This is a genomic window from Dietzia sp. JS16-p6b (assembly GCF_003052165.1).
GTDB lineage: Bacteria > Actinomycetota > Actinomycetes > Mycobacteriales > Mycobacteriaceae > Dietzia.
This window is the reverse complement of sequence record NZ_CP024869.1, coordinates 749,530-776,033: the sequence shown is the minus strand read 5'-3', so window position 1 is coordinate 776,033 and position 26,504 is coordinate 749,530. Positions and strand designations below refer to the sequence as shown.

Below are 26,504 nucleotides of genomic sequence, written 5' to 3'. Positions count from 1 at the left end.
GCGAGACCAGCCGACATCTCCCTCAGCGACCCGGAAGGACTCCCATGGCCGTCGACCGACTGCTCCCCAGCGACGAGGCGTACGAACTCCTCGACATGACCCGCTCGGTCGCGGACAAGCTGCTCGAGCCGATCGCGGCCGAGCACGAGCGGAACCACACCTATCCCGAGGGGCTCTTCGCGCAACTCGGCGAGGTGGGCCTGCTGGGGCTGCCCTATCCGGAGGAGTTCGGCGGCGGCGACCAGCCGTACGAGGTGTACCTGCAGGTGCTGGAGGAGCTCGGTGCCCGGTGGGCGGCTGTCGCCGTCGCGACGAGCGTGCACGGTCTGTCCTGCTTCCCCCTGGCCACCGCCGGCTCCGACGAGCAGAAGGCCGAGTGGCTGCCCGGGATGCTCGCCGGCGAGCAGATCGGCGCGTATTCGCTCTCGGAGCCACAGGCCGGGTCGGACGCGGCGGCGCTGCGGTGCCGCGCCGAGCGCGAGGGTGACGAGTTCGTGGTCACCGGCACCAAGTCCTGGATCACGCACGGTGGGATCGCCGACGTGTACAACACCTTCGTCCGCACCGGCGAGGGGTCCCGCGGCATCTCGTGTCTCCTGGTCCCCCGCGACACCGAGAACCTGACGTTCGGGAAGCCCGAGGACAAGATGGGCCTGAACGGTGTCCCCACCACCACCGCCGCCTACGAGGGCGCCCGGGTCGACGCCGCCCGTCTCCTGGGCGCCGAGGGCGACGGACTGCGCATCGCGTTCTCCGCCCTGGACTCGGGCCGGCTCGGGATCGCCGCGGTGGCCACCGGCATCGCGCAGCGGGCGCTCGACGACGCGGTCGCCTACGCCAATGAGCGCGAGGCGTTCGGCAAGACCATCATCGGCCACCAGGGCCTGGGCTTCCTGCTGGCGGACATGGCCGCGGCCGTGACCTCCGCCCGCGCCACGTACCTCGACGCCGCCCGACGCAAGGACGCCGGCCGTCCCTACTCCCGCCAGGCCTCGATCGCCAAGCTCACCGCCACGGACGCGGCGATGAAGGTCACGACGGACGCGGTCCAGGTGCTCGGCGGCGTCGGCTACACCCGGGAGTTCCCCGTGGAGCGGTACATGCGCGAGGCCAAGATCACCCAGATCTTCGAGGGCACCAACCAGATCCAGCGACTGGTGATCGCCCGCGACCTCGCCGTCTGAGTCCCCGGCGGCCCGTCCGGCCCGGAGCGCCTAAGGTTGGCGGCATGTCCTCCCTCCCCGACGCCTCCGCTCCCGCGGGCACCGAGTACGTGGTCCTCCTCTCGGAGGACGGCCAGCCCGTCGGCACCGCGGACAAGGCCACCGTCCACACCACCGACACCCCGCTGCACCTGGCGTTCTCGTGCCACGTGGTCGACGAGGAGGGCCGCGTCCTGCTCACCCGTCGCGCGCTGCACAAGCGCGCCTGGCCGGGTGTGTGGACCAACTCGTTCTGTGGTCACCCCGCACCGGGCGAGGACCCCGCCGAGGCGATAGTGCGACGGGCGGAACAGGAACTCGGGACGCGCGTGGACGGGATCGAGCCGGCGTTGCCGGACTTCCGGTACCGGGCGGTGGACGACTCCGGGATCGTGGAGAACGAGATCTGCCCCGTGTTCACCGCCCGCATCCGCGCCGACCTGGCCCCGCGGGCGGACGAGGTGTGCGCCCACCACTGGGCCCGGCCCGAGGACGTGCGCAAGGCCATCGACGCGACGCCGTTCGCGTTCAGCCCCTGGCTGGTCGCGCAGGCGCCGCGCATGGCCCTCTACGCTCGTTGAGGACGGGCTCGTTGAGGACGGGCTCGGTGAGGACAGGCGCGTTGAGGACGGCGGATCGGCCGTCAGCCCGGCGGGCTGCCGCCGTCAGCCCGGGATGCTGATGTGTCCCTCCTCGGCCGCCAGGCCGATGTCGCGACGGAAGTGACCGCCGCCCAGCTCGACCCCGTCGAGGATCCGGTAGGCCTCCGCGCGCGCGGCGGCGAGGTCGGGACCGGTCCCGACGACCGACAGGACCCGCCCCCCGGCCGAGACCAGTCGCCCGTTCTCGTCCCGGGCCGTCCCGGCGTGGAAGACCCCCGGCTGCTCGGCGCCCTCGATCACGTCCCCCGGCGTGGCGAGGACGGGTAGTTCTCCGCGGCCAGCACGACGGTCACGGCGGCGCCGTCGCGCCACACCAGCGGAGGCAGCTCGGCGAGACGGCCGGTGGCCACCGCGTGGAGGGCCTGCCCGAGGGGCGACTCCAGTAGCGCCAGGACCGCCTGCGTCTCGGGATCACCGAAACGGCAGTTGAACTCCACGACCTCGGGGCCGGACGTGGTGATCGCCAGACCCGCGTACAAGAGACCGGAGAAGCCGCATCCCCGTGCGACCATCTCGCGGGCGACCGGCTCACACACCTCGGAGACGATCCGGTCGACCATCCCCTGCGGCAGCCACGGCAGGGGGGTGTAGGCGCCCATCCCGCCGGTGTTGGGTCCGCGGTCCCCCTCCCCGACACGCTTGTGATCCTGAGCGGGGAGGAGCGGGACCACCGTCTCGCCGTCCACGAGACAGAACAGCGACACCTCGGGGCCGTCGAGGAAGGACTCGAGCAGAACCGGGTGCCCGTCGTCCAGGCAGGCGAGCGCGTGGGCGTGCGCGGCGGCGCGGTCGGGCGTGACCACGACCCCCTTGCCGGCCGCGAGGCCGTCGTCCTTGACCACCCAGGTGGGGCCGAACCGGTCGAGCGCCTCGTCCAGGTCGGCGGGCGAGTCGACGACCTCGGCGCGCGCCGTGCGGACCCCCGCCGCGGCCATGACGTCCTTGGCGAAGGCCTTGGAGCCCTCGATCCGGGCGGCCTCGGCCGAGGGACCGAACACCGGGACGCCGGCCGCGCGGAGGGCATCGGCCACCCCCGCCACCAGCGGCACCTCGGGGCCGATGACGACCAGGTCCACCTCGAGCCGCCGTGCCAACGCGGAGACCGCCGAGGGATCCGTCACCGACGCGTCGTGACACGTGGCCTGCACCATGCCGGGGTTGCCCGGCGCGGCGTGGAGCTCCGTCACCGCGGGGTCCGCGGCGAGGGCGACGAGGATGGCGTGCTCACGGGCACCGGAACCGATCACGAGAATTCGCACAGCGACCACAGTAGTCGCGCCCCCCGGGCGACGTGACCCGGCACGGCCGGTGCGGGCGTCGTCGGGTGGACCTCAGCTCGGCAGGTCGGTCGCGATCCCGTCCGGCAACGTGGCCTCATCGCGGACCCGCAGCCCCTCCGCGGTGAGCATGTCCGTCATGCAGAGATCGAGCGTGCGCGCCGTCGCGTGGTCCGCCTCCGGGGTCCCCATCGGCTTGAGCCCGAACATCGCGTGCGAACAGAGGCCGTCGATCCCCGCCCACAGGACGCGCTGGTCCCTGATCCTCGTCCCCGGACGGAAGATCCCCGCGGCGATCCCGCGGTCGACGATCTGCTGCATGATGTCGGTGACATCCGACGCAGCGAACCCGACCGTCGGCGACTCCCCCAGAGTCTCGATCATCATCCGCGCCCAGGCGGGCTCCGCGACCGTGAACGCCACGATCGCGATCCCCGCGTTGCGGAGGTCCAGGTAGGCCGCGAGCCCCGGGGCCGACTCCGCGCCGGTGACCCCCGGGAGGGCGACACGCTCACCCATCGCGGCGAACCCGCGGGCCGAGACCTCCTCGACCAACTGCTGCCGGTTGGTGAAATGTCGGTAGGCGGCGGTGGCCGACACCCCGATGACCGGCGCGATCTCCCGCAGCACGATCGCCTTCTCCCCCGAGGACCTCGCCCGCGTGGTGGCCTCGTGGATGATCGCGTTCCGCTGGTCACCGTGGTGGTAGGACTTCTTCTTGACGGTGTCGTCTGCCGTCGGTGCCGTTGCCTCGATCATCTGCCGTCCCTCCGCCATCCTCTAAGGACCGTTCGCCGCTCGTTGTCCGGGTGGCGTACCCCTCATTACACCACGAGCCACCGCGCATCAGCGGCAACCGGCCGCCCCGGGTACGTAGGCTGGGAGCATGTCGACCGTTTTCAGCAAGATCATCTCCGGTGAGCTGCCGGGCAGGTTCGTCTGGGAGGACCCCGAGGTGGTCGCCTTCCTCACGATCGCGCCCGTCGCGGCCGGCCACACCCTCATCGTCCCGCGAGAGGAGATCGACCGCTGGACCGACCTCGACCCCCGGCTGTGGGCGCGGCTCAACGAGGTCGCCCAGGCGGTCGGCGAGGCCGTCGTCGAGGGTTTCGGGGCGTCGCGGGCCGGCTATCTGATCGCGGGTTTCGAGGTCCCACACACCCACATCCACGTCTTCCCCGCCGACGACATGTCCGGCTTCGACCTGTCCCGCGCGGACCCCGACGCCCCGGCGGAGGAGTCGGACGCGGCGGCCGCGACGATCCGTCGCGCTCTGCGGGAACTCGGCCACGACGAGTTCGTTCCCGGGGACTGACCGGCCCACCCCGACTCGCCGCCCCGGTGGTCGGGTCGGGCGGGTGACCGGCTCAGTGCCCGAGCGCGCGCGCCACCTCGCTCATGTCCAGGTAGTCACTCCATTCCCGCACCAGGCCGTCACGCAACGTGAAGAACGCGCCCGCGCTGAGCTCGACGGCCTGCCCGTTGATGGTGAGGAACATGGTCCTGCTCATCGCGACGGTGTCACCCGATGCCATGACCCGGTGAATCTCGACACGCACGTTGGTGGCGACCTCTCGGTTGAACTCCATCAGGTGCGCCACTCCCTCTCGCCCGCGCGCCTCATGAGACCCCTCGATCCGCAACACGATGTCGGGCGTACACAGAGCGGTCGTCGTGGTCACATCCCCCCGGAACCTGGCTTCGACGAGCGCCCTGACCACCGCGGCGGCGTCGACTTCATGCTCCTCCCGGTCCACCGGACCGCCCCCGTCCACCGTCTACTCCGAGATCGTGTTCAGAGTACGTAGGTCCTTGTAGTCCTCCCAGCGGGTCACCACACCGTCCGCGACATCGACGAAGGCCAGTGCCGGGATCTCCACGCCGCCCTCGGGCAGGGTGTAGGTCTCGAGTCGCCGGAGGGCAACGGTCCCCGCTTGCGCCACCGCCGACAGGACGGCCACGTCGAGGAACCCGGACATACGGGCGACATCCTCGATGATGTCACGCAGGCCGTCGTGTCCCTCGTAGAGACGGAGGTGGCCGCCGTTGGAGTAGACGATCGACGGCGAGGAAAGTGCCAGCGCGGCGTCCACGTCACATGAGGTGACCGCGCGCATCCATGCCTCGGCGATCCGCCGGGTGGACTCAGCGTCCACGCCCCCGTCCACGTCTCCGGAGTCCTCGCCGTCGCTGAACACCTGCCACATCCTACCCAGAAACCTGAGAAAACTAAACGTATACCGCGCGCGCGTGGCGTGCACTCCCGGCTCCACCGGGCGGCGGGTGAGAGCTGGAGACGAGACTTGAACTCGCAACCGCCCGATTACAAGTCGGGTGCGCTACCAATTGCGCCACTCCAGCACGGCTCCGGCACGGCCGGGGTCCGGGTCACATCCTAACCGGATCCCGGGCCGCGCTCTCGACCGCCGCGGTCTTGACTACGGTGTCCACGTGGAGATCCGCGACGCACCTGCCCCGTTCACCCGCCCCCTGGCGTGGCTGGGTCTGCGCAAGTCCACGATGGACCTGGCGGTCGAGCCGCCCCTGTCACCGATGGCGCCGGTCGACCTGGACGACGACGGCGCCGTCACCGACGTCCTGAACCTGGCCCTGGAGATCGCCGGCATCCTCCTCTCCTCCGGGGAGGGCGCGGCGGACACCGTCGCCCAGGGGGAATCGGTCGCGGCGGCGTTCGGCCTGCCGGGCGCCACCGTCGAGGTCACCTTCACCTCGTTGACCATCGGCGTGAACCGCCGACGTGGTCGCCCGCCGATCTCCGTCATCCGGGTGGTCAACTACCGCACGATCGACATGACCCGGGTGACCCGTGTCGCCCGGCTCATCGACCTCATCGTGCGGCGCCAACTGACCGTCGAGCAGGCCACGGCGGAGGTCGAGCAGATCATCGCCTCCCCGCACCCCCACTCGTTCCGGGTCGCGGTCCTGGGGTGGGCGATGCTCGGTTGCGCGGTCGTCATCCAACTGGGTGGCAGCCCGCTCGCCGGACTCCTGTCCATGGTGTCGACGTTCGCGCTGATGTACGCCAACCGCTATCTGGACGGCCACCGCCTCCCGAAGTTCTTCCAGCAGATCGTCGGGGGGTTCATCGCGGCCGCCTGGGCGCTGTTGGCCTACGTGTTCCTGAGCGACAACTTCGTGGACATCCAGCCATCCACACTCGTCGCCGCGGGAATCATCGTGCTCCTCGCGGGGCTCACGCTCGTCGGCGCGATCGAGGACGCCATCACCGGGTTCCCCGTGACGTCGGCCGGCCGCGGCGTGGAGACGATGATCCTCACCGGCGGGGTTCTCGGCGGCATCACGATCGCCCTGGCGGTGTTCGCGCGACTGGGCATGTCCCCGCCCCCCATCGACCCGACCATCTCCGGCAACGCGCCCCTGTATCTCGCCGTCTTCGCGGCGGGGGTCGGGGCCGCCGGCTTCGCGGTGGCCAGTTACGCCACCGTGCGTGCGACGTGGCTCGCCGCGGCGGTCGGGGCGATCGGGATGGTCATCTTCCAGGTGGTCACGACGACCGGGCTGGGCGTGGTGGTGGGTTCCGCGCTCGCGGCCTGTGCGATGGGGTTGTTCGGCGGCATCCTCGCCCGTATCGCGACCGTCCCGCCACTGATCGTGACCATCGCGGGGATCACACCACTCCTGCCCGGGCTGTCCGTCTATCGGGGACTGTCGGCCCTCACCAGTGACCAGACCGGTATCGGTGTGGGACTGATGTTCCAGGCCCTGGCGATCGCGGTGGCCCTGGCGGCCGGCATCGTGTTCGGCGAATGGGTCACGCGTAATCTGCGCAGGTCCGCCGCCGCCGACCAGTGACGTAAGATGACGTCGGACGCCTGAGCCCACACGGGCCCTGCGTCCCATACCGACCACGGGAGGACACACATGGCATCCGCCGCAGCGGCCAGCAAGGAGCCCGAGCTCGACGTCGACCTCGAGCCCGTCGCCGACGAGACCGCATATCAGGCCCAGAGGATCGTGGCCTCGTACGCCGCAGACGCCGACGAGTGCCTGATGCTGCTCGAGATGCTCGGGATCGGCCCCGAGAAGGTCGACCCTGCCGACGTCGACTAGCCGCATCACAGCGATCACGGAAGGGACGGGGATGACGCGCGCGACCGAGCAGACGCCGCCGGACGCCGGTGCGGACTTCGTCGTCGTCGCCAATCGGCTACCCGTCGACCTCGTCCGTGACAAGGACGGCCGGGAACACTGGAAGGCCAGCCCCGGTGGGCTGGTGACGGCCCTGGAGTCCATCCTCAAGGCCAACCACGGCGCCTGGGTGGGTTGGCCCGGCGTGGCGGACGCCGCCCCCGAGCCCTTCGACGCCGACGGCATCCGGCTGCACTCGGTCACGCTGTCCGCCGAGGATGTCGGGCTCTACTACGAGGGGTTCTCCAACGGCACGCTGTGGCCGCTGTTCCACGACGTGGTGGTCCCCCCCGAGTACCACCGCGAATGGTGGAACGCCTACGTCGCGATCAACCGCCGGTTCGCCGAGGCCACCGCCGCGGCCGCCGCCACCGACGCCACGGTCTGGGTGCAGGACTACCAACTCCTGCTGGTCCCCCGCCTGTTACGTGAGATGCGTCCCGACCTGACCATCGGGTTCTTCCTCCACATCCCGTTCCCCCCCGTCGAGTTGTTCATGCAGCTGCCGTGGCGCTCGGAGATCGTCGAGGGGATGCTCGGGGCCGACCTGGTGGGCTTCCACCTGCCCGGGGGCGCTGACAACTTCCGGATCCTCGCCCACCGGCTCGGCGGCCACCCCTCGGTGCGGTTGCGCTCCACCCGGGGGCGGGCGTCCGAGATCCGGGTGGACGACCGGAGGGTCCGGGTGGGAGCGTTCCCCATCTCGATCGACTCGGCTTCCATCGACGCGGCCGCCCGCGACCGCGGCACCCGCGCCCGCGCGGAACGCCTGCGCACCGAACTCGGCTCCCCCGAGATCCTGCTTCTGGGTGTCGACCGCCTCGACTACACCAAGGGGATCGACGTCCGGCTCCGCGCCCTGGAGGAGTTGTTCGAGGAGGGGCGGCTCGAGACCGCCGACGTCACCCTGCTCCAGCTCGCCACCCCGAGCCGCGAGAGGGTCGAGCAGTACCAGATCATGCGCTCGCGGATCGAGGAGTCCGTGGGACGGATCAACGGTAGTTTCGGCGAGATCGGGCACCCCGTGGTGACTTACATCCACCGCCCCGTCCCCAAGTCCGAACTCACGGCCTTCTACGTGGCCGCCGACGTCATGCTTGTCACTCCCGTGCGCGACGGGATGAACCTTGTGGCCAAGGAGTACGTGGCCTCCTGCACCGATGGCGAGGGCGCGCTGGTGCTGAGCGAGTTCGCCGGCGCCGCCGCCGAACTCCGGCAGGCGTACCTGTGCAATCCGCATGACCTGGAGGGGGTCAAGGACGCCATCATGGCGGCCGTCACCGAGTCGAAGGACGACCGGCGTCGTCGCATGCGGGCGCTGCGCCGACAGGTGTTGGGCAACGACGTCCACGCGTGGGCACGACGGTTCTTCGAGACGTTGGACGCCACCTCCGACGAGTGAGTCGACGGTTCCGGGCCCCCGGCCCGGCCGTCTTTAGAGTGCTTCCAGCTCCCCGAGCCTCCACGTGTCGTCGACCCGCACCATCGACACGGTGAGCCGGGAAGCCGAGCTCGCCGCCTCGGGCGCGTCCTTCGTCGACACCATCCGGTTGAGCATGAGCAGAACCGTGACGTTATCGGCGTCCACGACCTCCTGCGGCGCGGCGGCAGCCACCGTCGCGTAGACGCTGGCCTCCTGCTGTTTGGCAGCGGAGGCGACGGTGAGCATGGATTGCTCCACGAACTCCGACAGTGCTGGATCGGCGAGCCGATCCCGGACCGCAGCGAGTTCCGAATCGACCGTCCGGTGATCGTAGGTGAACATCTGGGTCACGATCTCGCGCGCCGCGTCCGTCGCGGAGGCGGGCGCGTCCGCGACCCGCTGCTCGGTCGCCGCATCTCCCCTGGCCTCGACGTACTGCCAGGAGGTCAGACCGGTGACGACGACGAGGACGGCGGACGCCGCGGCCAGGACCACGGTGAGCCTGCGTCGACGCGACGAATCGAGCGGCTCCCGGGTGGGCCCCGGCGTCGCGCGCGCCCGCTCGGTCCCGGCCGGCTCCGCCTCCCCGGAATCAGCCGGTTCCGCCTCCCCGCCGGTGGTCGTGTCCGCGGCGGCGGTGCGGGGCATGGCCTCCATCCCCTCGAACAGGCCACCGGCACGGGCGGCCGCCAGGGCGCGCTCCCGGGCCGCGTCGGCCTTGCGCTGGGCCCGGGCCGCACGCTCGGCCTCACGCTGCGCACGGCGGGCGGAGCGGGCGTCTGGCACGTCGTTGCTGCTCACGGGATGAAGTTCACCCCCGAGACCCTCATCTCGCCGTCGTCGTGACGGTTGACCGTCACCCGGACGCGGTACTGCCGGTCCTGGTCCTCCTGGGACCGGGGATTGCCGATGGTCTGGTCGATCGCCATGATCACCTCTGCGCGCTCGGGGTAGGAGTGCTCGACCGCTGCGGCGGACACCACCCCGTCGGCCACCACCGCGGTGGTCTTGACGACCTCCTCGTAGGAGTCGCGACGGGGGGTGAACTGCTCGGAGAAGTCGCCCTCGATCATGTCCACGATCCGGTCCACGTCCTCGGTCAGGGTCTCCTGACGGATGGTCATGAGCCGGGTCATCACGTCGGTGGCGAAGTCGCGGTATGACCCATCGAGCTCGCTCGCGGACGCCCGGTCCGCCCGGATCGAGGCCGCCTGGCCACGCTCGGTGAGCCACAGCCCCGAGGCAACGAGGGCCGCCACCAGGCACAGGGCAGTGATCACGGAGGCGACGACCAGCCCGGTCCGCTCACCATCAGTGGGGGTCTCGTCCGACTGCGGCACTAGGTCACTCCATTCGTCAGGATGTCGGCCAGGTCGGCGTCCGCGGACAGCTTGCTCGCGGTCCCCAGGTTAAGCTGACGATACGTCTTGCCGTTCGCACCGAGGTACTCGCCCGTCGCCGGGTCGTACATGGCGGCGGAGGTGCGGATCTCCCGCTCGCCGCTGTTGGACGAGGGGACAACGTTGTACGCGTACGGGCTGTCACCGGGCGGGCCGACCTCGCTGGTGTCCGGCGGGTTGATGCCCTCGGGGACGTAGTCATCGGCCGCACACTCCGCCGGAGAGGCAGCTCGCCGACCGGGGTACTCCATGCACGGCAGGTTGCGGGCTCCACGGACGGTCGTCTGGGAGTCCTTGGGGACCTTGCAGTAGATGCCGTTCATCAGCGGGGGCACGGACAGGTCGGCGGGCGACCGCCGCTGGTCCGCCGGCAAGAAGCCGGTGGTGCACGGCGGGGTCTCGTTGATCTGGAGGTTGAAATCCACCTTGATCTCACCGGTGTCCTTGGCGCCGTTGATCGCGGTGATGAGCGAGGACACCAGGGCCGGGTAGATCACGAGCAACTGCTCGATGGAGCGGTTGTAGACCACGCCAACCTCGCCGACGCTCACCAGGTTGGCGACCAGCACCGGCATGGTCGGCTGCAGATCGTTGAGGACCCTGGTCGCCCGGGCCAGGGAGTCCGGGCCGCGCTGGATGATCGAGGTCAGCTGGGGCTCGTTGACCCGGAGCTGATCGGTCAGGTCTGCGAGGTTCCGGGTCCAGGCACGGATCGAGTCCGCTGAGCGCAGCTGCGAGTCCAGGACCGGCTCGGCGTCGGCGATCAGCTGGCGGGTGGCCCCGGTGTTGCGCTGGGCCTCCTCAAGGAGGAGCTGCGCGGAGTCCAGGAACTGCTGGAGCTCCCGCTCGGAACCGTTGAACGCGTCGAACGACTCAGAGATGACGCGGCGCATCTTGCCGTCGTCGATCGACGCCATGAGCACCGTGGCCTGGTCCAGGACGGGGCCGATCCCCTGGGGCATGTCGACCCGGTCCTCGCCGAGCACGGTGCCGTCGGCCATCTCGCCGACGGGCTCGCCCTCGGGCACTAGCTCGACGAACTGCTCCCCGACCGCGGAGACACTCCGGATCTGCGCGCGGACGTTCTCGGGGACCTCCGCCCGCGTGTCGAAGTGCAGTTCGGCCACGACGTGACCGGGCTTGAGGGTGACCGCGTCGACTCTCCCGATCACATTGCCCAGGTAGGAGACGTTGGCGTTCTTGTAGACCCCACCGGTGTCCGGCATCTGCAGTGCGACATCGGTGCGCTGCCAGCCGAACGCAGTCGGCAGCTTGAGGTAGGAGACCGACATTACCGACAGGGCGAGAACCGTCACCACGGCGAAGATGGTCAGCTGGATTCGCACGAACCGGGTCATCGGGGGGCCTCCTCAGTCGGGGCGCCGGATCCCGGCTCAGGTGGCAGTTCGGCGAACGGCTCCTCGCCCGAGTGCTCCGGCCGCGGGATGTCGAGGGAGAACGGGTTCGCGCCGGCCAGCGGATTGGGCGCGAGGCCCACATAGCCCTCGAGGCCGGCCATACGGTTGCCGAACTCGGTGCCCAGGAGGAAGGTCTCCGACAGACGCGGCATCGTCGTGTCGGCGTGGATGTACAGGTTGGCGTAGTCGCCGCGGAGGAAGTTGTCGATGCCCGCCTGCGGGAACGGGAACGTGATGAGCACGCTCAGCGCCCGGGTCAGGTCGCGCCCGGCGTTGGCCAGCGAGTCGAGGACCGGCGTGATGTCGCGGAGGTTGTCCACCAGGTTCTGTCCACCACCGGCGTCGATCACCTGGTTGGCCTTGTTGCCGAAATCCCCGAGCGAGACCATTGCTGTGGTCAGCTCCTGCTTCTGGTCGTTGATCAGCGCGACGGCCTCGGGCATCTGCGCCAGCGCTCTGGCCAGGGTGTCGGTCTGGTCGTTGATCTGGCGGGACAGCCGGTCCAGCCCGTCCATGGCGGCGATGATGTCGGCCCGCTGCTCGTCGAGGCCGCTCACGGTGGTCTCCAGCTGGGTGATGACCTCCTTGGCGTCGACCTGCCGGCCGTCCAACGCGGTGTTGAGCTCGCTGGCGATGGTCTCGAACTGCGCCAGCCCGCCGTCGGTCAGGACGACCGACAAGGCCGACAGCGTCTGCTCCGTGGTCGGGTACACTCCGGCGCGGGCCAACGGGATGACGTCCCCGTCGGAGAGCGAGCCCTCGGGTTCGCCGTCCGGGGGCGGGAAGATCTCGAGATGTTGCGACCCCAGGAGGCTGGTCTGCCCGATCTTCGCATGTGCGTTGGCCGGGAGCCGGACATCCTCGTTGAGCGAGACCGTGACGATCGCCGTGTAGTCCTCCACCTGCATGTCCGTGATCGACCCGACGTTGACGTCGTTCACCCGGACCGGGGAGTTGCGGGTGATGGTGGTGACGTTGGGCATCTCGAGGGTGATCTCGTACGCACCCTCCCCCCTGCCCTGCGCTCCGGGTAGCGGCAGGGAGTTGAGACCCTCCCAGGTGCATCCGGCACCGGAGAGCAGCACGACGGCGCCGAGTGCACCTGCCGTCAGAATTCGGCCACTGGGTCGGTTGCGAAACATCTACGCATCTCCCGTCACGAGCAGGGTGTCGGTGAGGTTGTCGCCCTTGTTGACCACGTTGATCAGCGGGTCAGGCCGGTCGGAGACCGGCTGCACACCCGGTGGGGTCTGCGTCCCTGGCTTCTGCGAGTCCCAGATCTGTTGGGGCTCCGCGGTGGGGGTGATCGGCGGGGTGACCGCGCCGTATGGGTAGCTGGAGGCGAGCGAGTTGAACAGCGGGCCCATGTACTGGGCGCACAGCTGTGCGTCGGATTCGGCGGTGTTGTTGGCCAGGCCCGCGATCGCACCGCAGATGAAGTTGGTCGGGTTGGCCATCTGGTTCATGGTCAACACCCCGGTGAGGACGCCCTGGTACGGCCGGTAGATGTTGTAGAAGTTGGCCATGGCGGTGGGGCCCACGTGGAGCACTCCCTCCAGCTCGGCCCGCCGGTCGCGCACCACCTCGGTCGCCTGGCCGAGCTTGTCGACAGCAGTGGTCACGCGTTCCCCGTTGTTGTCGAGGAACCGGTTGATGTCGGTCACCGCCAGGTCGAGATCGCTCAGCGCCGCATCGATGTCGCCCGTCTGGTCTCCGAGCACCTGCGACACGCTGGCCAGCTTCCCCCCGAAGGACACGATCTGTTCCTCGCTCTGTGAGAGCGCTGTGACGAACAGTTGCAGGTTCTTGAGGGTGGTGAAGAGGTTCTCCCGCCCGTCCGAGAGCAGCGCCATGGTCTGCGAGACCTCGTTGAGGGCGTCGCGGACCTCCACACCGTTGCCGTCGAGCATCGCGTCGGCCGAGTCGACGAACTCGCCGAGCGGGCCCGTCTCCTCGTGACCGACGGGACTGAGGGCGGTGGACAGCTTCATGAGCTGCTCCTTGACCCCGTCCCATTCCACCGGGATCGCGGTGCGCTCGACGGGGATCGTGCCGCCGTCCGGCATCTCCTCGCCGCCCGTGAAGGCGGGGGTGATCTGGATGAACCGCTCGGCCACGAGGGACTGTGCCACGAGCAACGCGGTGGCGTCGGCGGGGACCGGGACGTCCCGGTCGACCTTCATCGTGACCTTGGACCTGCCGTCCTCGGAGGTGATCTCGGAGATCCGTCCGACACGCACCCCGAGCACCCGGACGGTGTCGTCCTCGTAGACGCCCCGGGTGGATTCGAAGAAGGCGACGATCGTCTTGGTCCGGGTGGAGAAGAACCACACCGCGGCAATCACGAGGAGGACGACGACGACGAGGGCCACGACCTTGGACAGTGTGGACGCCAGCAGTCGACTCATCGGGGCAACCTCTTCTCGCCCCAGCCGGGGTGCTCGTCCATCAGGGTCAGACCCGGTACGGCCGGCATCGTCGGCTCGCGGACCAGTCCCGGCTCGGGCTGGACGCGGTCGTCGATGAGAGGCATGAGGTCGCGCAGGATGGTCTGCTGGTAATGACCGATCGACAGGTTGGACACGTAGGCGTTGAACCACGGTCCGGACGCCACGGCCTCGCTCAGCGCCGTGGAGAACGGGACGATCCGGCGCAGCCCCAGATCGATGTCCTCTTTGTTGCGGATCAACAGATCCGACACCTGCTCCAACTTGTCAAGGGCGGGTCCGAGCTGTGCCTCGTTGTCCTGGACCACCCCCGAGAGCTGCCGGGCGAGTTCGTCGATGTTGACGATCAACTCGCTGAGGGCCCTTCGCCGGAGGTCGAGCTGGGTGAACAGCACGTTGCCGTCCACCATGAGCTGGTTGATCTGGTCACTTCGCCGCCCGAGGATGTCGGTGGTCCCCGCGGCCTTGTCGAGGAGCTGCCGGACGCCCTCGTCGCGCTCGTTGAGAGAGCGCGAGAGCCTGGTAATCCCGTCCAACGCGCCGCGGATCTCGGGCGAGGACCCCTCCATTGTCTCGGCGAGCACGGTCAGCGCCTCGTCGACCTTGTCCGTGTCCATCGCCTCGACCGTGTCGCTGAGGTCTCCGAGCGCGGCGGTGAGCGAGTACGGGACCGAGGTCCGCTCGAGCGGGATGGTGTTGTCGGGGAGTTCACCCCGACCGTCGGAGAAGACACCGAGCGCGCGCCGGCCCAGGATCGAGTCCGTCTTGACCTGGGCGGAGGTGTCCGTGCCGAGCGCGACGCCGGTGTCGATGTCGAAGCGGACCCTGACCCTGTCCCCGTCGAGCTCGATCTTCCGCACCGAGCCGACCCTCATCCCGGCCACCTGCACCTCGTCACCGGTGTTGAGCCCGGCGGCGTCGGCCACGTACGCGGTCGCGCCGCGCATCCCGTTGACATACGGGATCCGGTCGTAGTTGAGCGAGATCGCCATCAACGCCACGGCCCCCACGGCTCCCCAGACACCGATCGTCTTGGGGTCGCGGTCGCGGAAGCGGAGCTGTCCTCGGGGCGCCTTCGGCGGGGTCCCGTCTATTGTGTCACTCATCGGGGAACGCACACCGTCCCGTCGTCTGCTCGTACTGGGGCAGGTACACGCCCCTACCGGTCACGGGGTTGGTGACCTGCACGATCACACCGCAGAGATAGAACTGGAAGAAGCTGCCGTACACGCCCAAGCGCCCCATCTTCTCGAAGTCGGACGGGAGCCGGTTGATCACGTTCTCGACGAACGGCTCGTCCTCGTTGATGAGCGTCGCCACCCGGTCGATCTGGGCGACGTCCTCGCGCAGGGCCGGGCGGACGTCGGACAGGAGTGTGGTCATGTTGGCGCTGGCGTCGTTGAGGCGTTCGACGGACTCGCCTATCGGCTCGGCGTTCGCGGACAGACCGGAGACGAGCTGCTGGAGGTCGTCGACGATCGAATCGACGTTGGACTGGTTGTCCGACACGGTGGTGAGAACGCCGTTGAGGTTGGTGATCACGTCCCCGATGAGTTGGTCCCTGTCTGCAAGTGTCTGTGTGAGGGACGATGTCGAGGCGAGCAGGTCCTGCACGGTGCCGGCCTCACCCTGGAACACCTTGACGATCGACTCCGACAGTTGGTTGACCTGGCCGGGGTCCAACGCGCGGAACAGCGGACGGAACCCGCCGAGCAAGGCATCGAGATCCAGGGCCGGGGAGGTCTGCGAGATCGGCAGCGTCCCGCCCGCCTCGAGCGGAGACTGATCCCCCTCCCCCCGGTTGAGTTCCAGATAGCGGTCCCCGGTCAGGTTCTCGTACCGCACCATCGCCTCGGTGCTGGCGTGCACGACCTGGTTCCCGGCCACGGAGAACCGGACCGCGGCTGTGTTCCCGTCCGCCAGTGCGATCCGGTCGACGCGGCCCACCTCCACTCCCGCGATGCGCACCTTGTCCCCGGACTCCAGCCCCGAGACGTCGGTGAACACGGCATTAAACTTCTCGGACGCGCCGGAGCGGTACTCGCTGAAGACCATGACCAGACCGGCCAGGACCAGCACCATCACCGTGGTGAAGATCGCCAGCTTGATCAGGGTAAGACGGGCGTTTCGCGCTGCCGAGCGCCCGGCGGTCACGGGGTCTCCCCGTCCATGCCGAGCATGACCTGCAGCAGCGTCGGGGGCGCGGGACGACCGGGCTCGGTGGGCCGCAACGGGCCGAATAGCGGGGCGGGGCGAGAGGTGAACACGTCGGGCATGCCCTCCACGGGGTTGGAGCCCGTGTCGGTCACGACGAACGGGGCGTGGACGTTCGGGTCGGGGAACGGGAGGCCGTAGCAGTTGGGTCCGGTGCTGGCGTTGACCTTCGGCAGGTCCTTGGGGTACTCGTACGCTCGCGCCCCCTGCTGCCACCCCGACTTGAATACCAGGCCGGGCTGGTCCTCGCCGCCGAAGGCTGACGTGGCGCCCTCGACGCCCTGGTTCAGGCCCACGATCAGACAGGTGAGCATGGGGTGGTACTCCGCGAGCAGGCTGGTCGAGGCACGCAGGTCCGAGAGCATCTTGACCAACTCGTTGCCGTTCTCGGACAGCAGGCGCTTGCCGGTCTCGCCCGTGCCGATCGCAGAGACCAGCAATTGTTCGAACCGCGCCTGGTTGCTGACGACGTTGGCGCCGACATCGGTGCCGGAGTCGAGCAGGCGCATGATGTCGGGGGTGACGTCGGCGTAGAGGTTGGCCACCCGCGACCCCTTGGCCAGGTCCCTCTGGAGGGTGTCGATCTGCGGGTTGATCTCCTGCAGGTAGTCGCCCAAGTCGGTGATCGTGCGCCCCACCTGTTCACCGCGCCCGTCGACCGCCCCAGAGACCGCGCCGAGGGTGGCGTTGAGCTTCTCCGGCTCGATCGCGATGAGCAGGTCGGTGAGGTCCTGGAACAGTGTGTTGACCTCGGCGGTGACATTGGACGCCTCGACGACAGTGCCCGCGGCCAGCGGCGTCGGGTCCGGCCGCATCGGGGACTCGAAGTCGACGGACTTCGCACCGAACACCGTGTTGGATCCGATCGTCACCGGGGAGTTGGCGGGGATGGCCTCCAGCGCCGCGGGATCGACCTCGATCTCGATCGTCGCCCCGCCGAACTCCTGGCGGATGTCCTTGACGTTGCCGATCTCCACACCGCGGGCGCGCACCTTGGCGTCGGCCTCCATGACCAGACCGGCGCGATCACTGCGGACGGTCAACGGCACCCGACTGTCGAAGACCCTCGCGAACATCAGGAGGGAGAGCGCGATCACCACGACGATGAAGAGCGCCAGCACCGTCGCCGCGATGCGCTTGGGCACCGTATCGCTCTGACTCACAGTTCTCGCCACGTCCGCCTCCTATCCCGACAGGTTGAAGTTGCCGTCTCCGCCGTAGATCGCGAGGGAGACGAGAAGGGTCACGGTCACCACCGCGATGAGCGAGGTGCGGACGGCGTTGCCCACGGCCGAGCCGACGCCGGCGGGACCGCCGGCGGCGTTGTAGCCGTAGTAGGTGTGGATGAGCATGATCGTGATGGCCATCGCTATGGCCTGGACGAAGGACCACAGGATGTCCGTGGGGATGAGGAACGTCGAGAAGTAATGGTCGTACACGCCACCGGACTGACCATAGATCTGGACGGTCGCGAACCGGCTCGCCACGAACGAGGCGATGACGGCGAGCGAGTACAACGGCACCACGGCGATCATCCCGGCGACGATCCGGGTGGAGACCAGGTAGGTGATCGAGTCGATCGCCATGACCTCCAGCGCGTCGATCTCCTCGGACACCCGCATCGCCCCGAGCTGGGCCGTCGCGCCGGCACCGATGGTGGCGGCCAACCCGATGCCAGCGATCACGGGGGCGGCGATACGGACGTTGATGAACGCCGCGAAGAAGCCGGTGAGCGCTTCGACCCCGACGTCGGTGAGCGAGGAGAAGCCCTGGACCGCGATCACGCCGCCGGTGGCGAGGGTGAGGAAGCCGACGATCACCACTGTGCCGCCGATCATCGCCAGCGCACCCGTTCCCATGGCGATCTCGGCGATCAGACGCAGCGTCTCCTTCGGGTACTGGGTGAGCGCCCGCGGCGTGGCCAGCAGTGCTCGCCAGAAGAACAGGGCGATGCCGCCGAAGTCGTCGGCCCTGCCGACGGTGTGGTGCCGGGCCCGCGCGAGGCGCGGGAACCGGGTGGTCTCAATGACGGTCACCTCACGCCCCCAGGACCTTGACGCCGACCGCCGTGAGCACGGTGTTGACGACGAACAGGGCCATGAAGGCGAAGACGACGGTCTCGTTCACAGCGCTGCCCACCTCTTTCGGCCCGCCCCGGACGTAGAGGCCCTTGTAGCAGGCCACCAGGCCGGCGAGCATCCCGAACATCCCGGCCTTGATCTGCGCCAGGATGAGCTCACCCAGGCCCGTGAGCAGGGTGATCCCGTCTACAAAGGCGCCCGGGTTGACGCCCTGCAGGAGAACCGAGAAGAGGAAACCACCGAGGATGCCGATCGTGCACACCAGGCCATTGAGCAGCAGCGCCACGAAGGTGGACGCGGCGACCCGGGGGACGACCAGGCGCTTGACCGGGTCGATCCCGAGGACCTCCATCGCGTCGATCTCCTCGCGGATGGTGCGGGCCCCGAGGTCCGCGCAGATGGCGGTGGCCCCGGCCCCCGCCACGATGAGGACCGTGACCATGGGACCGACCTGGGTGACGGCGCCGAGCGCGGCCCCCGCCCCCGAAAGATCGGCCGCACCGATCTCGCGGAGCAGGATGTTGAGCGTGAAGCTCACCAGGACGGTGAACGGGATCGCCACCAGGATGGTGGCCATCATGGAGACCCGGGCGATGAACCAGGACTGTTCGACGAACTCCCGGCCCTGCCGCACGATCGACGGGAAGGACACGAACGTGTCGAGGCTCATGGCGACGAAATCGCCGACTCCCTTGAGCGGCGCATCGAGAACTCTCGCCATATCGCCCCCCTCCTGTCTTCTCTCATCCCCCGGTCGCACCGAACTGAACAAGTGACCGGTTCGGCGTGACCTAGATTACATAGTAGCTAGAACACGTTCTCATTAGCAAGGCCTACCAATCACCCCCGAACGGTGCCCCTGCGCGTGTGCCGGGAATCTAACACGCCCCGACACAACGAAAGCGGTCCCCGCGCGTCTCTCAGCAAACGCCGCGGGGACCGCATCGGTTCAGGTCAGAGGGTCATGATCTCCGAGGCGGAGAAGGACTTGCCCTCGGGCCGCCCTGACCAGTGGCCGGAGACCGCGTCGGCGAACTCCCGGCGGTCCCACACACCGCCCTCGGCGTCGAACCGCTTCTCCACCACCGGGGCGTCCACCAACGCCACCATGCCGCCGTATACCACGAACAGCTGACCGCTGACACCGGCCGCGGCGGGCGACGCGAGGTACGACACCAGGTCCGCCACCCGGTCCGGCGACAGCGGGTCGGGCCCCTTCGACTCGTCCCAGTCCTCGAAGACGCCCTCGGTCATCCCCGTGCGTCCCCGGGGAGCGATGGCGTTGGCCGTACAGCCGATCCGGGAGAGCACACGTGAGGCCGAGAGGGTGAGCGCGGTGATGGCGGCCTTGGCCGCGCCGTAGTTCGCCTGCCCGGGCGGGCCGAAGAGTCCCGCCTCGGACGAGGTGTTGATCAGCCGCCCGTACACCGGGGAGTCGGACTTCTTGCTCTCGCCCCGCCAGTGGGCCGCGGCGTTGCGGGTGAGCAGGAAATGCCCGCGCAGGTGCACCCTGATCACCGCGTCGAAGTCGTCGTCCTCCATGTTGAACAGCATCTTGTCCCGGGTGATGCCGGCGTTGTTGACCACCACGTGCAGGCCGCCGAGTCGCACGGCCTCGGCCACCATCGCGTCGGCGGTCTCCCGTTCGGAGACGTCCCCGACCACCAGGGCGGCCTTGGCGCCCGCCGCCTCGATGTCGCCGATCACGGCGTCCGTGGCCTCGCCGGACCGGATGTCGTTGATGACGACCGCGGCCGCACCCGAGCGCGCCAACTCCACGGCTTCCGCGGCGCCCAGCCCGGAGCCGGACCCGGTGACGACCGCCACCCGGCCGTCGAGCGAGAGATCCGCCCCGAGGTCCTTCCGGCCCTGCCCGGGCGTCACTCCGCGACCTTGAGCGCCGCCATCGGGCACTTCTCGACAGCCTTGAGCGCGCGCTTCTGCAGTTCCTCGGGGACCTCGTCGACGATCACCCGCACCACCTCGTCGTCGTCGTTCAACTCGAAGACCTTCGGGGCGAGCCCGACACACACGGCCTGCCCCTCGCAGCGGTCGGGATCCACGTCAATCCTCATACCCGTCCTCCTTGGCCGGGCCCGCGACCACTGTGGCCGCGAGCATGATTCGATACTATGTGAGACACGACACTAGAACGTGTTCCACTCGAGATGAGCTTAGGGCATATGGACATCACCTACACCACAGACCAGCAACGGCTGCGCGGGGAGTTGCGCGAGTACTTCTCCGCCCTGATGACCCCCGAGCGCCGAGAGGCCTTCACCTCCACGACCGGCGAATACGGCCACGGCAACGCCTACCGTGAGATCGTCGCCGAGATGGGCCGCGACGGCTGGCTGACGATCGGATGGCCGGAGGAGTTCGGCGGTCGGAACCGCCCGATGGTGGAGCAGTTGATCTTCACCGACGAGGCCGCGATCGCCGGGGTCCCGGTGCCCTTCCTCACCATCAACTCGGTCGCGCCGACGATCATGGCCTTCGGGTCCGAGGAGCAGAAGAGCTACTTCCTGCCCCGGATCAGCCGCGGCGAGCTGCACTTCGGCATCGGCTACTCCGAGCCGGAATCGGGCACGGACCTCGCCTCCCTGAAGACCCGGGCCGTGCGCGAGGCCGGGACCGGGGAGCACGCGGGCCGGGAGGTGTACCGCATCAACGGGCAGAAGATGTGGACGTCCCTCGTGGCCTACGCGGACTGGATCTGGCTGGCCGCACGCACCGATCCGGACGCCAAGCGACACAAGGGCATCTCGATGATCATGGTGCCCACCGACGCCGAGGGGTTCTCGTGGACTCCCGTCCACACGATGGCGGGCCCGGACACCAGCGCCACCTACTACCAGGACGTGGTGGTGCCCGCCTCCAACCTGGTCGGGCCCGAACACGGCGGGTGGCCGCTCATGACCAACCAGCTCAACCACGAGCGGGTCGCCCTCACGGCCGCCGGTCCACTCCAGGCCTCGCTCCGGCAGGTCCTGGAGTGGGCGCGCACCACGCGTGCGGCCGACGTCGGCCTGCCCGGCGGCGGGGACGTGATCGACAACGAGTGGGTGCGCACCCACCTGGCCCGCGTCCACGCGATGGCCGAGTACCTGGCGCTGCGCAACTGGGAGATCGTCTCCGCCGACTCCACCACGCCCACCCGCATCGCCGCGTCGGCGACCAAGGTGTACGGCACCGAGACCGCGTGCGAGGCGTACCGGCTCCTCATGGAGGTGCTGGGCTCCGCCGGGTTCCAACGCTCCCACTCCCCCACCGCCGTCCTCCACGGGCGCATCGAGAAGCTGCATCGTTCGGCCCTCATCCTCACCTTCGGCGGAGGCACCAACGAGGTCCAGCGCGACATCATCGCCGCCGCCGGACTCGGGTTGCCACCGGCGCCGCGGATCGCCCCCACTCCGTCCTCTGCCCGGAAGGACAGCTGACATGGATTTCCACATCGACGACACCACCCGTGAGCTCTCCACGCTCGTCCGCACCATGGGCGAGCAACTGGTCACCGACGACTCCCTGCGCGAGCTCGACGCCCGCTTCGGCCCCGGGACCGAGGCCGACGGCGGAGCAGACCACGCGACCGCACGGTTCCATTCCCGCTACTGGGACGAGCTGGTCCGCGCGGGCGTGCCCGCCGCCCTCGCCCCGGAGTCGCTCGGCGGCGCCGGCCTGGGCGTGGTCGGCGAGGCCCTGGTCCTGCGCGAGCTGGGCCGGGTCCTGGCCCCTGTCCCCCTGTCCCCCGCGATCCGCGCCACCGTCCTGCTCGAGGCCGCCGGTCTCTCCGCGAGGGCCGGGGCCGTGGCCGAGGGGCGCGAGATCGCCGCGGTGGGCGACGGTGACGCTCCCGAGGTCGACTGGGCGCCGATCGCCGACGTGATCGTGCAGGCCACGCCGGACGGCATCAGGGTGTCCGACCGGACCTCCGTCTCGGTCGAGAGGACCGTCCCGGTCGACTTCTCCTGCGCGGGCCTGGTGTCCGGCGCCGAGGCCGAGCCCACCACCGTGCCGGGCGCGGTACTCGAGGTCGACGCCCTGCGCCGCCGCGTCCACCTGGCGGCCTACCAGTGGGGCGTGATCGAGGCCGCGCTGGAGCGCACCGCCGCGTACGCGAGCACCCGCCACCAGTTCGGTCGGCCCATCGGGTCCTTCCAGGCCGTCGCCGCGAGGCTGGCCGACGGCTCGATCGACGTCGACGCCGTCCGGCTGAGTACTCTGCGCGCGGCCTACGAACTCGACGCGTGTAGCGGAGAGCCCGGTGCCCCCGCCCACGCCGCAGTGGCCTCCGCCCATTTCTGGGCCTGCGACGCCGGGCACCGCCTCGCCCACACCGCGGTCCACGTCCACGGGGGCGTGGGGCTGGACCGCTCCGAGCCCGCCCACCGCTACTTCCTCGCCGCCAAGGCCGGGGAGTTCCGCCTGGGCGGGGCCACCCGGCAGCTGATCGACCTGGGTGCGGTGCTCGCCGAGCAGGGTGACCCCTGGGAGTACTCGGCGTGAACGCGCCCGTCCGGACCATCGCGGACGTCGCCGCCGGGCCGTACGCCTCGGTCGCCGAGGCGGTGTACGCCCTGCGCGACGTGCGGGACCGGGGCATCTGGTCCGACGGCGACCTGACGCCCTGGTCGCAGGCGGTCGGTGCGTCGGCCGTGCGGATCGCGGCGCTGCGGGAGCTGCTCGGCTCGTCGTCGTCCTCATCGTCGTCGGCGTCGCCGGCATCGGCGTCTCCGCCCCACGTCGGGCTGCTCCTGGCCGGCACGCCCGAGTATCTCCACCTGCTCGGTGCGGCCGCGTGCTCGGAGATCGTCGTGGCCGGGCTCAACCCCACCCGCCGCGGCGCGGCCCTGGCCCGGGACGCCGCGCTCGCCGACTGCGCACTGATCCTCACCGACACCGACCACGCCGGGTTGCTCGACGGTCTGACGATCGACATCCCGGTGATCTCGGTGGACTCCCCGCAGTGGGCCGACCTGCTCGCGCGGCACGCCGACGCCGCGCACCCGGACCTCTCCGGGGCTCCTGCGGGGCCCGACGACCTGGTCGCCCTGGTCTTCACCTCGGGCACCAGTGGCGATCCCAAGGCGGTGCGGATCACCCAGTCCAAGATCTCCGTTCCCGGTCGCATGCTGGCCGACAGGTTCGGGATCGGCCCGGACGACTGCGTGTACAGCGCCATGCCGCTGTTCCACTCCAACGCGGTCATGGTGGCATGGCCGATCGCCCTGTTCACGGGCTGCTCGATCGCGCTGCGCCGCCGGTTCTCCGCCTCCAACTGGCTCGACGACGTCCGTCGCCACGGATGCACTTTCGCCAACTACGTCGGTGCGCCGCTGTCCTACATCCTCGCCACACCGGAGAAGCCCGACGACGCGGACAACCCCATGCGCGTGGTCTACGGCAACGAGGCGCCGGCGGAGGTGCGCCACGAGTTCGCCCGGCGCTTCGGCGTGACCGTGGTCGACGGGTTCGGCTCGAGCGAGGGCGGGGTCTCGGTGTCCCGCACACCGGACACTCCCGACGCCGCGCTCGGCCCGCTGCCCGCCGGAGTGTCGATCGTCGACCCGGAGTCCGGTGCACCGTGCCCCCGTGCCCGGTTCGACGAGGCGGGCGTACTGCTCAACGCCGCCGACGCCGTCGGCGAGCTGGTCGCCGACGGACCCGGCCTGTTCGCCGGCTACTGGGGCGACCCGGACGCCGACGCCGAACGCTTGCGCGGCGGGCGGTTCCATTCCGGAGATCTGGCCTATGTCGACGACGACGGGTGGGTGTATTTCGCGGGCCGATCCGGTGGCTGGATGCGGGTCGACGGGGAGAACCTGGCCGCCGCGCCGGTCGAACGCGTCCTGCGACGCCATCCCGATCTGGTCGAGGTGGGCGTGTACGCCGTGCCGGCGGGCGAGGTGCGCGCCCCGGGCACGATCGGCGACGCCGTCGCCGCGGCGGTCGTGCTGCGGGACGGGGCGGACCCGGCCGAGGTGGCGGCCGGCATGGGGCAGTTCCTCGCCGCGCAGTCCGACCTGGGCCCCAAGCAGTGGCCGTCACTGTTGCGGGTGACCGCGGAGCTGCCGCGCACGGCGAGCTTCAAGTTCCGCGCCCGCGACCTCACCGCGCTGGGCCCCGACCCCGCCGGCGACCGTGTGTGGGCGCGTGTGGACGGTCACAGGACGTTCACGCCCGTGTGAGGTGGCGGTAGGTTCTGCGTGTGAACTCCACTGCACACCCGAGGCCCGACGTGGACGACGACGACTTCGGCGTTCCCGCTCTACCCGAGAAGCCGCTGCTCCGCGGGTGGATCCACGCCGGGACGCTGCCGGTGGCCGTGGTCCTCGGCGTGGTCCTCACCGTCCTGGCGGACGGGACCGCGCTGAAGTGGGCGTGCGCGGTGTTCCTGGCCACGTCGTCGCTGCTCTTCGGGATCTCGGCCCTGTACCACCGCCGTTCCTGGGGCCCGGTGGCCACCGCGCTGCTGCGTCGGCTGGACCACTCGAACATCTTCCTGCTCATCGCGGGCACCTACACCCCCATGACGGTCGCCGCCCTCGACGCCCCGGCCAGCACGATCCTGCTGGCGATCGTGTGGACGGGAGCGCTGATCGGTATCGCGTTCCGCCTGTTCTGGCTGTCGGCGCCGCGGTGGTTGTACGTCGTGCTGTACATCGTCCTCGGGTGGACGGCGGTGTGGTTCGCCGGTGACCTTGTCGAGGCCAACCTCGTCGGCGTCGCACTGGTGGTCGCCGGCGGCGTGGCCTACACGGGCGGGGCAGTGGTCTACGGCCTCAAGCGCCCGAACCCCGTTCCCGGGGTCTTCGGCTTCCACGAGGTCTTCCACACCTGCACGGTCATCGCGTTCGCCTGCCACTGGGCGGCGATGCTGCTGTTCATCACGCAGTCCTGAACCGCCACCCCGGCGTGCGCGGGCATCCGCGGCCGCGCCTGTACGCCCAGAACACAGCCGCCCCCGGCGATGAACTCTCGCGTGCGCATCGGTGCGGGCGAGGGTTCATCGCCGGGGGCGGCAGTGAAAGAAATCCGGACGCGCGCTGACGTGGGCCCGGGGTGATCAGCCCGGGGTGGTCAGCCCAGGGTGGTCAGCGTGGTCAGCCCAGGGTGCCGCGCAGGCGCTCCACCGCCGCCTCGTACTCTCTCGCGATCTGGGCCATCGTCTCGGCGACCGGGACGACACCCTCCAGGGAACCGATGATCTGGCCCGCCGGCATGGCCACGACCTCCGGATCCTGCGCCTCCGAGATCCGCTGGTGCGCCTCCGCGACGAGGATGTTCTGCAGCGGCATCGGCAACGGACTCGGCGCACCCTCGGCCGCCCACGCCTCGGTCCACTTGCTCTTGAGCAGTCGCGCGGGCTTGCCCGAGTAGATGCGGGTGCGGACGGTGTCGGCACTGGTGGCCGCGACGAGCGCCTCCTGCATCGCCTTCGAGCCGCCGTCATCGCCGTACTCCGCGGCGGTGAGCCACCGGGAGCCCATCCACGCCCCCTCGGCGCCCATGCCGATCGCGGCCGCGACCTGCGAGCCGCTCCCGATCCCGCCGGCGGCCAGCACGGGCGCGCGCCCGTCGAGCGCAGCGACGATCTCCGGCACCAGCACGAGGGTGGCGACCTCGCCGGTGTGGCCGCCGGCCTCCCCGCCCTGGGCGATCACGATGTCGACGCCGTTGTCCACGTGCGCGAGCGCGTGCTTCTTCGCACCGGCGAGCGCGGCGACCTTGATCCCGTTGGCGTGCGCGAGGTCCACGATGTGCTTGGGCGGGGAGCCGAGCGCGTTGGCGATGAGCACCGGCCGGTGCTTGAGCGACATCTCCACGTGCGACTGCGCGACCGAGTGCAGCCACCCGATCACGCCGGCGTTGTGCTCGGCGTCGTCACCGAGCGGCGGCACGCCGAGGTCGTCCAGGACGCGCGAGACGAACGCCTTGTGCTCCTCGGGGATCATCGCGGCGATGTCGGTGGTGCTGCCCTCGGTGGGGACCTTGTTGGGCATGACGATGTCGACACCGTAGGGCTTGCCGTCGGTGTTCTCGTCCATCCAGGTGAGCACCTCGTCGAGCTCGGCGGCGTCGTTGTAGCGGACGCAGCCCAGCACGCCCATGCCACCGGCGCGAGTCACCGCCGCCGCGACGGCCTTGGACGGGGTGAACGCGAAGACCGGGTACTCGATGCCGAACTGCTCGGCGAGGGGGGTGCGGAT

The 26,504-nt window shown here is 69.8% G+C and carries 26 protein-coding genes, 1 tRNA gene and 1 pseudogene; 10 read left to right on the top strand and 18 right to left on the bottom strand.

Going from position 1 to position 26,504, the window contains the following annotated elements:
- Positions 1-44: 44 nt before the first annotated feature.
- A complete protein-coding gene (locus tag CT688_RS03530) occupies positions 45-1,184 on the top strand; it encodes an acyl-CoA dehydrogenase family protein (RefSeq protein ID WP_107748804.1) in 1,140 nt (379 codons plus the stop codon).
- Positions 1,185-1,228: 44 nt separating this feature from the next.
- Positions 1,229-1,783, top strand: coding sequence for an isopentenyl-diphosphate Delta-isomerase (gene idi / locus CT688_RS03525; RefSeq protein WP_017835303.1), 555 nt, complete (start codon positions 1,229-1,231; stop codon positions 1,781-1,783).
- An 84-nt stretch (positions 1,784-1,867) separates the two neighbouring features.
- Here the strand turns inward: idi and purD are convergent.
- Both purD and CT688_RS03515 read right to left on the bottom strand, forming a co-directional pair.
- Positions 1,868-3,123: pseudogene (purD, locus tag CT688_RS03520) on the bottom strand (phosphoribosylamine--glycine ligase).
- A gap of 72 nt (positions 3,124-3,195) precedes the next feature.
- Positions 3,196-3,900: a TetR/AcrR family transcriptional regulator gene (locus tag CT688_RS03515; RefSeq protein ID WP_107757980.1), complete on the bottom strand. Its 705-nt coding sequence runs from the start codon at positions 3,898-3,900 to the stop codon at positions 3,196-3,198.
- A 127-nt stretch (positions 3,901-4,027) separates the two neighbouring features.
- Between CT688_RS03515 and CT688_RS03510 the strand changes: the two genes are divergently transcribed.
- Positions 4,028-4,456 carry an HIT family protein gene (locus CT688_RS03510; RefSeq protein ID WP_107748802.1) on the top strand — a complete coding sequence of 143 codons (429 nt, stop codon included), beginning with the start codon at positions 4,028-4,030 and terminating at the stop codon, positions 4,454-4,456.
- Positions 4,457-4,508: 52 nt separating this feature from the next.
- Here CT688_RS03510 and CT688_RS03505 read toward each other — a convergent pair whose 3' ends face one another.
- From CT688_RS03505 to CT688_RS03495, 3 genes are all read right to left on the bottom strand, one after another.
- Positions 4,509-4,916, bottom strand: coding sequence for a nuclear transport factor 2 family protein (locus tag CT688_RS03505; protein ID WP_231750481.1), 408 nt, complete (start codon positions 4,914-4,916; stop codon positions 4,509-4,511).
- Positions 4,917-4,919: 3 nt separating this feature from the next.
- The gene (locus CT688_RS03500; protein ID WP_231750480.1) at positions 4,920-5,339 is read right to left on the bottom strand and encodes a nuclear transport factor 2 family protein; all 420 of its coding nucleotides are present in this window, start codon (positions 5,337-5,339) and stop codon (positions 4,920-4,922) included.
- A 90-nt stretch (positions 5,340-5,429) separates the two neighbouring features.
- A tRNA-Thr gene (locus CT688_RS03495) sits at positions 5,430-5,502 on the bottom strand.
- Between the two features lie 90 nt (positions 5,503-5,592).
- Here CT688_RS03495 and CT688_RS03490 point away from each other — a divergent pair.
- The 3 genes from CT688_RS03490 to CT688_RS03480 all read left to right on the top strand — a co-directional run bounded on the left by CT688_RS03490 (position 5,593) and on the right by CT688_RS03480 (position 8,713).
- Complete coding sequence (locus tag CT688_RS03490) at positions 5,593-6,975, top strand: threonine/serine exporter ThrE family protein (protein WP_107748800.1); 1,383 nt, start codon at positions 5,593-5,595, stop codon at positions 6,973-6,975.
- Positions 6,976-7,044: 69 nt separating this feature from the next.
- Positions 7,045-7,233 carry a hypothetical protein gene (locus CT688_RS03485; protein WP_107748799.1) on the top strand — a complete coding sequence of 63 codons (189 nt, stop codon included), beginning with the start codon at positions 7,045-7,047 and terminating at the stop codon, positions 7,231-7,233.
- A gap of 31 nt (positions 7,234-7,264) precedes the next feature.
- Positions 7,265-8,713 (top strand): trehalose-6-phosphate synthase, encoded by a 1,449-nt coding sequence (locus tag CT688_RS03480; protein ID WP_107755771.1) that lies wholly within the window; start codon positions 7,265-7,267, stop codon positions 8,711-8,713.
- 33 nt (positions 8,714-8,746) lie between these two features.
- On the opposite strand, the gene CT688_RS03475 is transcribed toward CT688_RS03480, so the two are convergent.
- The 12 genes from CT688_RS03475 to CT688_RS03420 form a co-directional block, all read right to left on the bottom strand.
- On the bottom strand, positions 8,747-9,535 hold the full coding sequence (locus CT688_RS03475) for a hypothetical protein (protein WP_107755770.1): 789 nt from the start codon (positions 9,533-9,535) through the stop codon (positions 8,747-8,749).
- Complete coding sequence (locus tag CT688_RS03470) at positions 9,532-10,074, bottom strand: hypothetical protein (protein ID WP_107748796.1); 543 nt, start codon at positions 10,072-10,074, stop codon at positions 9,532-9,534. Before CT688_RS03470 ends, CT688_RS03475 begins: the two co-directional genes overlap by 4 nt.
- Positions 10,074-11,492 carry an MCE family protein gene (locus tag CT688_RS03465; protein ID WP_107755769.1) on the bottom strand — a complete coding sequence of 473 codons (1,419 nt, stop codon included), beginning with the start codon at positions 11,490-11,492 and terminating at the stop codon, positions 10,074-10,076. The genes CT688_RS03470 and CT688_RS03465 overlap by 1 nt, the downstream gene beginning before the upstream one ends.
- Positions 11,489-12,694 carry an MCE family protein gene (locus CT688_RS03460; RefSeq protein ID WP_107748794.1) on the bottom strand — a complete coding sequence of 402 codons (1,206 nt, stop codon included), beginning with the start codon at positions 12,692-12,694 and terminating at the stop codon, positions 11,489-11,491. The genes CT688_RS03465 and CT688_RS03460 overlap by 4 nt, the downstream gene beginning before the upstream one ends.
- Complete coding sequence (locus tag CT688_RS03455) at positions 12,695-13,960, bottom strand: MCE family protein (protein WP_107748793.1); 1,266 nt, start codon at positions 13,958-13,960, stop codon at positions 12,695-12,697. It abuts the gene before it with no gap.
- The gene (locus CT688_RS03450) at positions 13,957-15,105 is read right to left on the bottom strand and encodes an MCE family protein (protein ID WP_107748852.1); all 1,149 of its coding nucleotides are present in this window, start codon (positions 15,103-15,105) and stop codon (positions 13,957-13,959) included. The genes CT688_RS03455 and CT688_RS03450 overlap by 4 nt, the downstream gene beginning before the upstream one ends.
- Positions 15,098-16,153, bottom strand: coding sequence for an MCE family protein (locus CT688_RS03445; protein WP_107748792.1), 1,056 nt, complete (start codon positions 16,151-16,153; stop codon positions 15,098-15,100). The genes CT688_RS03450 and CT688_RS03445 overlap by 8 nt, the downstream gene beginning before the upstream one ends.
- Positions 16,150-17,376 carry an MCE family protein gene (locus tag CT688_RS03440; protein WP_231750479.1) on the bottom strand — a complete coding sequence of 409 codons (1,227 nt, stop codon included), beginning with the start codon at positions 17,374-17,376 and terminating at the stop codon, positions 16,150-16,152. Before CT688_RS03440 ends, CT688_RS03445 begins: the two co-directional genes overlap by 4 nt.
- Positions 17,377-17,397: 21 nt before the next feature.
- Positions 17,398-18,240, bottom strand: a complete 843-nt coding sequence (locus tag CT688_RS03435) for an MlaE family ABC transporter permease (protein ID WP_370446349.1) — start codon at positions 18,238-18,240, stop codon at positions 17,398-17,400.
- A gap of 10 nt (positions 18,241-18,250) precedes the next feature.
- Positions 18,251-19,015: an ABC transporter permease gene (locus tag CT688_RS03430; RefSeq protein ID WP_067711895.1), complete on the bottom strand. Its 765-nt coding sequence runs from the start codon at positions 19,013-19,015 to the stop codon at positions 18,251-18,253.
- A 233-nt stretch (positions 19,016-19,248) separates the two neighbouring features.
- On the bottom strand, positions 19,249-20,178 hold the full coding sequence (locus tag CT688_RS03425; RefSeq protein ID WP_107748789.1) for a 3-oxoacyl-ACP reductase: 930 nt from the start codon (positions 20,176-20,178) through the stop codon (positions 19,249-19,251).
- Positions 20,175-20,369 carry a ferredoxin gene (locus CT688_RS03420; RefSeq protein ID WP_107748788.1) on the bottom strand — a complete coding sequence of 65 codons (195 nt, stop codon included), beginning with the start codon at positions 20,367-20,369 and terminating at the stop codon, positions 20,175-20,177. Before CT688_RS03420 ends, CT688_RS03425 begins: the two co-directional genes overlap by 4 nt.
- A 108-nt stretch (positions 20,370-20,477) precedes the next feature.
- On the opposite strand from CT688_RS03420, the gene CT688_RS03415 reads away from it, so the two are divergent.
- From CT688_RS03415 to CT688_RS03400, 4 genes are read left to right on the top strand one after another with little or no spacing between them, the layout of a single operon-like run.
- Positions 20,478-21,734 carry an acyl-CoA dehydrogenase family protein gene (locus CT688_RS03415; RefSeq protein ID WP_107748787.1) on the top strand — a complete coding sequence of 419 codons (1,257 nt, stop codon included), beginning with the start codon at positions 20,478-20,480 and terminating at the stop codon, positions 21,732-21,734.
- Between the two features lies 1 nt (position 21,735).
- Positions 21,736-22,800, top strand: a complete 1,065-nt coding sequence (locus tag CT688_RS03410) for an acyl-CoA dehydrogenase (RefSeq protein ID WP_107755768.1) — start codon at positions 21,736-21,738, stop codon at positions 22,798-22,800.
- The gene (locus CT688_RS03405; RefSeq protein WP_107755767.1) at positions 22,797-24,482 is read left to right on the top strand and encodes an AMP-binding protein; all 1,686 of its coding nucleotides are present in this window, start codon (positions 22,797-22,799) and stop codon (positions 24,480-24,482) included. Before CT688_RS03410 ends, CT688_RS03405 begins: the two co-directional genes overlap by 4 nt.
- A 20-nt stretch (positions 24,483-24,502) precedes the next feature.
- A complete protein-coding gene (locus tag CT688_RS03400; protein ID WP_231750478.1) occupies positions 24,503-25,195 on the top strand; it encodes a hemolysin III family protein in 693 nt (230 codons plus the stop codon).
- Between the two features lie 202 nt (positions 25,196-25,397).
- On the opposite strand, the gene CT688_RS03395 is transcribed toward CT688_RS03400, so the two are convergent.
- Positions 25,398-26,504 carry a nitronate monooxygenase family protein gene (locus CT688_RS03395; protein WP_197431500.1) on the bottom strand — a complete coding sequence of 369 codons (1,107 nt, stop codon included), beginning with the start codon at positions 26,502-26,504 and terminating at the stop codon, positions 25,398-25,400.

Coding starts and splice junctions, on each gene's coding strand:
- CT688_RS03485 (WP_107748799.1), top strand. CDS start 7,045: ATGGCATCCGCCGCAGCGGCCAGCAAGGAGCCCGAGCTCGACGTCGAC.
- CT688_RS03450 (WP_107748852.1), bottom strand. CDS start 15,105: ATGAGTGACACAATAGACGGGACCCCGCCGAAGGCGCCCCGAGGACAG.
- CT688_RS03410 (WP_107755768.1), top strand. CDS start 21,736: ATGGATTTCCACATCGACGACACCACCCGTGAGCTCTCCACGCTCGTC.
- CT688_RS03415 (WP_107748787.1), top strand. CDS start 20,478: ATGGACATCACCTACACCACAGACCAGCAACGGCTGCGCGGGGAGTTG.
- CT688_RS03510 (WP_107748802.1), top strand. CDS start 4,028: ATGTCGACCGTTTTCAGCAAGATCATCTCCGGTGAGCTGCCGGGCAGG.
- idi (WP_017835303.1), top strand. CDS start 1,229: ATGTCCTCCCTCCCCGACGCCTCCGCTCCCGCGGGCACCGAGTACGTG.
- CT688_RS03455 (WP_107748793.1), bottom strand. CDS start 13,960: ATGAGTCGACTGCTGGCGTCCACACTGTCCAAGGTCGTGGCCCTCGTC.
- CT688_RS03465 (WP_107755769.1), bottom strand. CDS start 11,492: ATGACCCGGTTCGTGCGAATCCAGCTGACCATCTTCGCCGTGGTGACG.
- CT688_RS03515 (WP_107757980.1), bottom strand. CDS start 3,900: ATGATCGAGGCAACGGCACCGACGGCAGACGACACCGTCAAGAAGAAG.
- CT688_RS03460 (WP_107748794.1), bottom strand. CDS start 12,694: ATGTTTCGCAACCGACCCAGTGGCCGAATTCTGACGGCAGGTGCACTC.
- CT688_RS03420 (WP_107748788.1), bottom strand. CDS start 20,369: ATGAGGATTGACGTGGATCCCGACCGCTGCGAGGGGCAGGCCGTGTGT.
- CT688_RS03530 (WP_107748804.1), top strand. CDS start 45: ATGGCCGTCGACCGACTGCTCCCCAGCGACGAGGCGTACGAACTCCTC.
- CT688_RS03430 (WP_067711895.1), bottom strand. CDS start 19,015: ATGGCGAGAGTTCTCGATGCGCCGCTCAAGGGAGTCGGCGATTTCGTC.
- CT688_RS03480 (WP_107755771.1), top strand. CDS start 7,265: ATGACGCGCGCGACCGAGCAGACGCCGCCGGACGCCGGTGCGGACTTC.